Here is a 7,711-nt window from a genome sequence, read left to right as displayed (position 1 = left end):
AACAAAACGATCTGCTCGGGAGAAACCTATACTTGGACAGTCAACGGAATCGACTATACTACAAACCAAACAGGATTAAGAATTTCGCATGATGGTTGTACAGCAGATGAAGTATTGAATTTGACAGTTACGCCAAAACCATCAGATGTTGTAACAAACAAAACGATCTGTTCGGGAGAAACGTACACTTGGACTGCCAATGGAATCGACTATACAAGCAATCAAACAGGATTAAGAATCCCGCACGACGGTTGTACGGCAGACGAAGTATTGAATTTGACTGTGACACCAAAACCAACAGATATTGTTACAAACAAAACAATCTGTTCGGGAGAAACATACACTTGGTCAGCCAACGGAATTGATTATACAAGCAATCAAAACGGATTAAGAATCCCGCACGATGGTTGTACTGCAGATGAAGTGTTGAATCTTGTAGTTAATACTATTTCAAAACCAATCGTTAGTACAATCAATCAGCCTACATGTTCATCATCGGTTGCAAGTGTTGAGTTGAGCAATTTACCTACAGGTACATGGACCATAAATCCAGGAAATATTTCTGGAAATACAACGACAACAACAATTTCCGGATTACTTCCTGGGAATACCTATAATTATACCGTTACAAATTCTTTAGGTTGTGAATCTTTAGCTTCTTCAAACATTGTAATATTAGATTTCATCTGTGCCGAAGACGATACACCATCAGCAATTAATGGAGCGACAGGAGGAACAATTTCAACTATTTTTGTAAACGATAAAATAAATGGATCGTCATTTTTGCCAAGAGATGTTAGTGTTTCAACAACAACATTACCAACAGGATTTACATTTAACTCAGATGGTACGATTGTAATAGCGCCTAATACTGTAGCAGGAACATATACGATTACTTATACAATTTGTAAATCGACAAATCTTTCAATTTGCGACTCTGCGACTATAGAGGTTATAATTACAGCATCAGTTATAGACGCAGTTCCGGAAACAACAGCTTCAATAAACGGAAGCATTGGAGGAAAAACAGCATCGCTTATCACGAATGATACCTTAAACGGAGCAGCAGCAGTTATTGGAAACCAACCAGGTCAGGTTATTTTAACAGGCATAACAGTTCCAGCAGGATTAACCTTGAACGCAGACGGAACAGTAAGCGTAGCAGCAGGAACTCCAATAGGAAATTATGAAGTTGAATACAGAATTTGTGAAGTCAATAATATAAACAACTGTGATATTGCTAAAAGTATTATTCCGGTAACGGGTGCAGTATTAGTGTTAGTTGATGATTCGGCAAGTTCAGTAGTTGGGACAAATCAGCCACAAACAGTATTGAATGTTCTTGGGAATGATACCAAAAACGGACAGCCAATTGTATCAACAGAAGTTAGTATTTCAGAAACAGTTTCAGATCCAACAGGAAGCATAAAATTAAATCCTGACGGAACAATTGTTCTAAAAGAAAATACGCCAGCAGGAACTTACGAATTAACATATCAGGTTTGTGAATTACACACAACAAATTGTGCAACTGCAACGGTAACAATATCGGTTGTAGCACCAGTTATCGACGCAGTTTCGGAAATAACAGCTTCAATAAACGGAAGCATTGGAGGAAAAACAGCATCGCTTATCACGAACGATACTTTAAACGGAACAGCAGCAGTTATTGGAAACCAACCAGGTCAGGTTATTTTAACAGGCATAACAGTTCCAGCAGGATTAACCTTGAACGCAGACGGAACAGTAAGCGTAGCAGCAGGAACTCCAATAGGAAATTATGAAGTTGAATACAGAATTTGTGAAGTCAATAATATAAACAACTGTGATATTGCTAAAAGCACTATTCCGGTAACGGGTGCAGTATTAGTATTAGTTGATGATTCGGCAAGTTCAGTAGTTGGAATCAATCAGCCACAAACAGTATTGAATGTTCTTGGGAATGATACCAAAAACGGACAGCCAATTGTATCAACAGAAGTTAGTATTTCAGAAACAGTTTCAGATCCAACAGGAAGCATAAAATTAAATCCTGACGGAACAATTGTTCTAAAAGAAAATACGCCAGCAGGAACTTACGAATTAACATATCAGGTTTGTGAATTAAACACAACAAATTGTGCAACCGCAACGGTAACAATATCAGTTGTTGCGCCAACAATGACAATAACAGCAGATAGTTATTGTTCAAACAACGTTCCTTATGTTTCGTATAAAGTGACTCCGGATAATTTTACTCCAAACAACTTACTAACAATAAGATGGATTGATAGCGCAAATAATGTGGTTGCAACACAAACCAACTTACCATTAAGCGGAGACATTCTATGGCCAGGTGCAGCAATTGACAGTAACGGAAATGGTATGGATTGGCCAGGATGGTTACTATCAAATGGACAATGGACAGAAGGCGCTGATGGATTTGAAAATACCAGACCGAGTGTTACAATGGAATTTTTATTAAGCCCAACAGCAAGCGTTGTTGTAAATTACCCAGCCGCAACCGCAGGATGTAATGCAAAACCATCATTTACAATTAAGGCAAATGATGATGAAGCAGGACCAATTAATACAAATAAGGAAATAAGCACATCATTGAACATTTTTAATAATGATACCTTAAACGGAGGAACATTAAGCGCAGCAAATGTTGTCTTGACTACAATTATTCCAAACCCTAATTTGGTTCTAAATGCAGACGGTTCAGTAGATCTTAAACCAAAAACGCCATCAGGAACATATCAATTAACGTATCAAATTTGTGATGCTTTAAATACATCAAGCTGTAGTCAGGCTATTGTAACGATTACAGTATTGAATTCTTTAGATCCGGATCCTCCGGTTATACCGCGAGTTATAATTGCTTTAACAAACGACACAGCGACTGTTGACGGAATTAATGGAGAATTAGAATTTATAAACGTTTTGGATAACGACTTATTAAAAGGATTGCCAATTAATATCGCAGATATTGACTTCAGTAGTACATCAAACAGTCCTTATTTTGAATTTAATTCAGACGGAACAGTAAATGTAAAACCAAACACACCGGGAGGAGATTATGCATTGACTTATCAGGTTTGTGAAAAAGGAAATCCAAACAATTGCAGTACTGCAACCTTAAATGTTTTTGTAGAAGTTCCTTCTGTAGCGATTATTAAAACGGCTTCGTTCAATGATGAAAACGGAGACGGAGTGGCAGAAGCCGGCGAAACAATTACGTACAAGTTTAAAGTAACCAATACGGGTAATGTAGCATTAACACAAGTTATGGTTACAGATCCTTTGCCGGGAGTTGTAATCTCCGGACAAGCAATTGATTTAGAATTAAACGAATCTAATGAGACAAACTTTACAGCCGAATACAAAATAACTCAAAATGATATAAACCACGGAAGTGTTACCAATCAGGCAAGCGTTGAAGGACGAAGCAGAAAAGGAGTTGTTGTTAGCGATACATCCGATAAGGAAAATAACGCTGAAGACAGACCTACCGTTTTAGTTTTGAATGGATGTGAGATAAAAGTCTTCAGTGCTTTTTCTCCAAATGGAGATACAAAAAATTCACGATTCTATATTCAGGGATTAGAATGTTATCCGGATAATACAGTCGAAATATACAATCGTTGGGGAGTTTTGGTTTATGATACAGACCATTATAATAATCAGGATAGAGTTTTTGTTGGAGTTTCACAAGGACGTGCAACCGTAAAACAATCGGATGGGTTGCCGGCAGGAACTTATTTTTATACCCTGAAATATAGAGATAGTGGATCAAACCAACACGAATTATCAGGTTACTTATATCTTAATAAATAAAATAATAAACGGCTTAGAATAGGCTAAGCCGTTTTTTTTAAAGATCATCAAATGAAAAAATTAGTTTTAATTTTTATGTTTTTTTCCGTTGTATGTAATGCACAACAAGACGCGCAGTTTACACAATATATGTATAATACCATTGCAATTAATCCCGCTTATGCAGGTTCGCGAGGCGTTTTAAGCATTTTTGGTTTATACCGTACACAATGGGTTGGACTTGATGGAGCGCCAGAAACAAGTACATTTTCAATAAATACGCCTTTAAACAATAGTAAATTGGGGTTAGGAGTTTCATTGGTAAATGATAAAATAGGACCAACAAATGAAAACACATTATCAGCTGATTTATCCTATAGTATTCCAACCTCAGCAGACTTTAAACTGTCTTTTGGATTAAAAGCAACGGCAAATCTTTTCAATTTAGACATAACCAAATTAAGCTATGAAGATCAGGACGATCCCCAATTTCAGGATTTAAACAACAAGTTTACCCCAAATGTTGGAGCAGGAGTTTATTGGCATTCAGACCGAGCTTATATCGGGTTGTCAGTTCCAAATTTTATCCAAACTAACAGATATAGTGATAACGATACTGCTATTTTCAAAGACAAAATCAACTATTATTTTATGGCCGGATACGTCTTTAATTTAGATCATTTAGAATACATAAAATTCAAACCGGCATTATTAACAAAAATGGTAGAAGGAGCACCTTTGCAAGTTGATGTTTCAGGGAATTTCATGTTTAACGATAAATTTGTAGTAGGACTTGCCTATCGTTGGAGCGCTTCGGTAAGTGCAATGGCCGGTTTTCAGGTTTCAAAAAGCATGTATATAGGATACGGCTTCGATCAGGAAACTACCAGATTAAGAAGATACAATTCAGGATCACATGAAATTTTCCTTCGTTTTGAGTTCTTCAATAATTACAGCAGACTTACATCACCTAGATTCTTTTAATTGATTTAATATGAAGATTAAAAATTTACTTTATTTCTTTTTGTTCTTTAGCGTTTTTTTCAACGCAAATGCACAAACGGCAGGCATAAAAAATGCAGATAAAAAATATGATAATTACGCTTACGCTGATGCAATAAAAGCATATGAGAGGTTAGTAGAAAAAGGAGTTAGAGACGAAAAAGTATTCCAAAGACTTGGTAATTCCTATTATCTTATAGGAGAATTACAAGAAGCTTTAAAATATTATCAGGAATTATTTATCCTTAACGAAAATCAGGAAGCAGAGTATTTGTACAAATATGCGCAATGTTTAAAATCAGAAGGAAATTATGCTCAATCAGATGAAATTTTAGAAAAACTAAGCCAAAAAGCACCATCAGATAAAAGAGCCGTTTTATTCTTAAACAACAGAAACTATCTGGAAGATATTAAAGCAAATTCAGGCCGATTTGATATTGCAGATGCTGGAATTAATTCAAAAGATTCAGATTACGGAAGTACGATTTTAGACAATAAATTAGTATTTACATCTGCAAGAGATACCGGTTCAATTATTAAAAAGAATTTTAAATGGACCAATAAAGCCATTTCAACTTTATATTCCGTTGAATTAAATCCTGATGGAAGTGTTGGAAAACCAATGTTCTTTCACAAAGAAAATTTAAAAGTCAATTTCAATCAGTCGACTCCCGTTTTTACAAAAGACGGAAGAACAATGTACTTCACCAGAAATAATTCTGTGGATGGAAAAAGAAGGCAGAATGAAAATAAAATTACATTCTTAAAACTCTATAAAGCCACATTAATTGGTGAAGAATGGAAAGAAGTTCAAGAACTTCCTTTTAATAGTGATGAATACAGTGTTGCGCATCCGGTTTTGAGTGTTGATGAAAAAACATTGTATTTTGCATCAGATATGCCTGGAACGTTTGGGGCATCAGATATTTTTAAAGTAAGCATAGAGGCCGATGGGACTTTTGGTAAACCTGAAAATTTAGGCCCGGAAATCAATACAGAATCAAGAGAAACCTTCCCTTTTATTTCAGATGAAAATGAACTTTATTTTGCCAGCGACGGAAGACCCGGTTTAGGTGGGCTTGATATTTATGTTTCGAAAATAAATAAAGACGGTTCTTTTGATGAGGTTCAGAATATTGGAGAACCTATTAATAGTAAACAAGACGATTTTGCTCTTATAATTAACAGCAAAAACAGAAATGGTTTTTTCTCTTCAAACAGAGTAAACGGTCAAGGACTGGACGATGTTTATCGATTTACAGAAAACCGCAGATTAATTTGCGAACAACTGATATCAGGAACAATTACAGATCAGGAAACAAACGAAACACTTTCAAATGTAAGTTTAATTTTGTTTGACGAGGCAGGTAAATCTGCTGTTGAAACAAAATCTGATGCTAACGGAAATTATAGCTTTTCGAATGTAAAATGCGGAAAAAAATACTTTATCAAAACCTCAAAAGAAGAGTATTTGTTTAAAGAAGTTTCTTTGACCCTAAAAAAAGCAACAGGCTCCGTTTCTATGCCAATAGCTTTAGAAAAGAAACCAAAACCAATAACAGCAATTCCGGTGGTAATAAAAGCAAATAATTCTATTAAAGCAGTTAAGGTTTCGATTACCGTTGGAACCGATTTAGGGAAATTATTGCAAATCCCGATGAACTTTTTTGATTTAGGAAAAGCTACGATCAAAAAAACATCTGAGCCTCAATTGCAGAAATTAGTTAACATGTTAAAGCAATATCCTACAATAAAAGTAGATATACGTTCACATACAGACAGTCGTTCATCATCTGAAAGCAATCAGATTTTATCAAACAAAAGAGCAGAATCGACTAAAAATTGGCTGATACAAAAAGGAATTGATGCCAACCGATTAACAGCAAAAGGATACGGAGAAACACAATTAGTAAACAAATGTGCCGATGGCGTAAAATGCACCGAGAAGGAACATCAGCAAAACAGACGAAGCGAATTTATAATTGTAAGTCTGTAATTTGATAAATAAAAAAAAGACCTTTTCTAATCTGGAAAAGGTTTTTTTTATATGAAATTTTCATCCTAGCATTGTAAACCTATATTTTTAGCTGGACTCAAGTCCAGCCCTACAATATAAATCAAACCGATGGCTTTTTTGGGTTTACAAACGGCAAAATATTTTATAAAACTAAACTAGAATTACAACATCTATAAGAGTAATTACTCTTTATAAAGTTTCGAAGAAACAAATTATATTGTAGGGCTGGACTTTAGTCCAGTTTACTTCAATCATTATGCATTGTGGTTTAATTGTTTCCAACAAACATTTGGTTAATTTCGTCTAGTACATCAAATTCATTCGTAGGAATTAATTCAAGCACCATTTCTAAAATGAGCGCCACATTAATGGGTGAAGTTTTAATGGTATCCGAAGTTTTATGTGCGTTTTCATTTAGCGCTACAATGCATAATTTTAAGGTTTCGGTAATAATACAATCAAGTTCAGAATAATTTGATAGTTTAATTTGAGCGACATTAGTTTTTGATTTGCCATCAGATGATCTTATAGTACTGAAATATTGAGCGGATAATTTCTTTATGCGGTCTAAATTTTTAGTTTCATATGTTTCCATGATATATTTTTTTAATGTAAATAGTTATAGATTTAATTTTTTTTTAATTCTTCTGAAAGTGTTGTTTTAATTTTATGCAAGTTGCGTTTTATGATTTTTATTTTCAACATACGACAATATGTTAATTAATTATTTTCTTACATTTTTAGAAAAAACCAAAGATATTGAAACGTGAAAAAACATAGGTAGACATATATGTCGTGTTGATAACTTTTTTAGTTAGCAATCTTATCATTTTGAACGAGAGATCTCCGTAAGTAGCTCGACAAAGATTGGCTACTTTACGGAGTTTCCTCGTT

General features: G+C 34.7%; 4 protein-coding genes. 3 read left to right on the top strand and 1 reads right to left on the bottom strand.

Annotated features, from left to right (window positions below; genetic code table 11):
- The 3 genes from CHB81_RS22185 to CHB81_RS22175 all read left to right on the top strand — a co-directional run.
- The coding region (locus CHB81_RS22185) for a gliding motility-associated C-terminal domain-containing protein (RefSeq protein WP_089354028.1) at window positions 1-3,819 on the top strand (3,819 nt) is incomplete at its 5' end.
- A gap of 51 nt (window positions 3,820-3,870) precedes the next feature.
- Window positions 3,871-4,782 (top strand): type IX secretion system membrane protein PorP/SprF, encoded by a 912-nt coding sequence (locus tag CHB81_RS22180; RefSeq protein WP_089354027.1) that lies wholly within the window; start codon window positions 3,871-3,873, stop codon window positions 4,780-4,782.
- Window positions 4,783-4,792: 10 nt separating this feature from the next.
- A complete protein-coding gene (locus tag CHB81_RS22175) occupies window positions 4,793-6,796 on the top strand; it encodes an OmpA family protein (RefSeq protein ID WP_089354026.1) in 2,004 nt (667 codons plus the stop codon).
- A gap of 289 nt (window positions 6,797-7,085) precedes the next feature.
- On the opposite strand, the gene CHB81_RS22170 is transcribed toward CHB81_RS22175, so the two are convergent.
- Entirely contained in the window at window positions 7,086-7,412 is a 327-nt protein-coding gene (locus tag CHB81_RS22170) for a hypothetical protein (protein WP_089354025.1), read from the bottom strand.
- Between the last annotated feature and the right edge of the window lie 299 nt (window positions 7,413-7,711).

This window comes from Flavobacterium sp. ov086 (assembly GCF_900187965.1).
Taxonomy (GTDB): domain Bacteria; phylum Bacteroidota; class Bacteroidia; order Flavobacteriales; family Flavobacteriaceae; genus Flavobacterium.
This window is presented reverse-complemented; position numbering and strand designations above follow the sequence as displayed.

Excerpts from the sequence above, each read along its gene's own strand:
- CHB81_RS22180 (WP_089354027.1), top strand. The coding sequence starts at position 3,871 with ATGAAAAAATTAGTTTTAATTTTTATGTTTTTTTCCGTTGTATGTAAT.
- CHB81_RS22175 (WP_089354026.1), top strand. The coding sequence starts at position 4,793 with ATGAAGATTAAAAATTTACTTTATTTCTTTTTGTTCTTTAGCGTTTTT.
- CHB81_RS22170 (WP_089354025.1), bottom strand. The coding sequence starts at position 7,412 with ATGGAAACATATGAAACTAAAAATTTAGACCGCATAAAGAAATTATCC.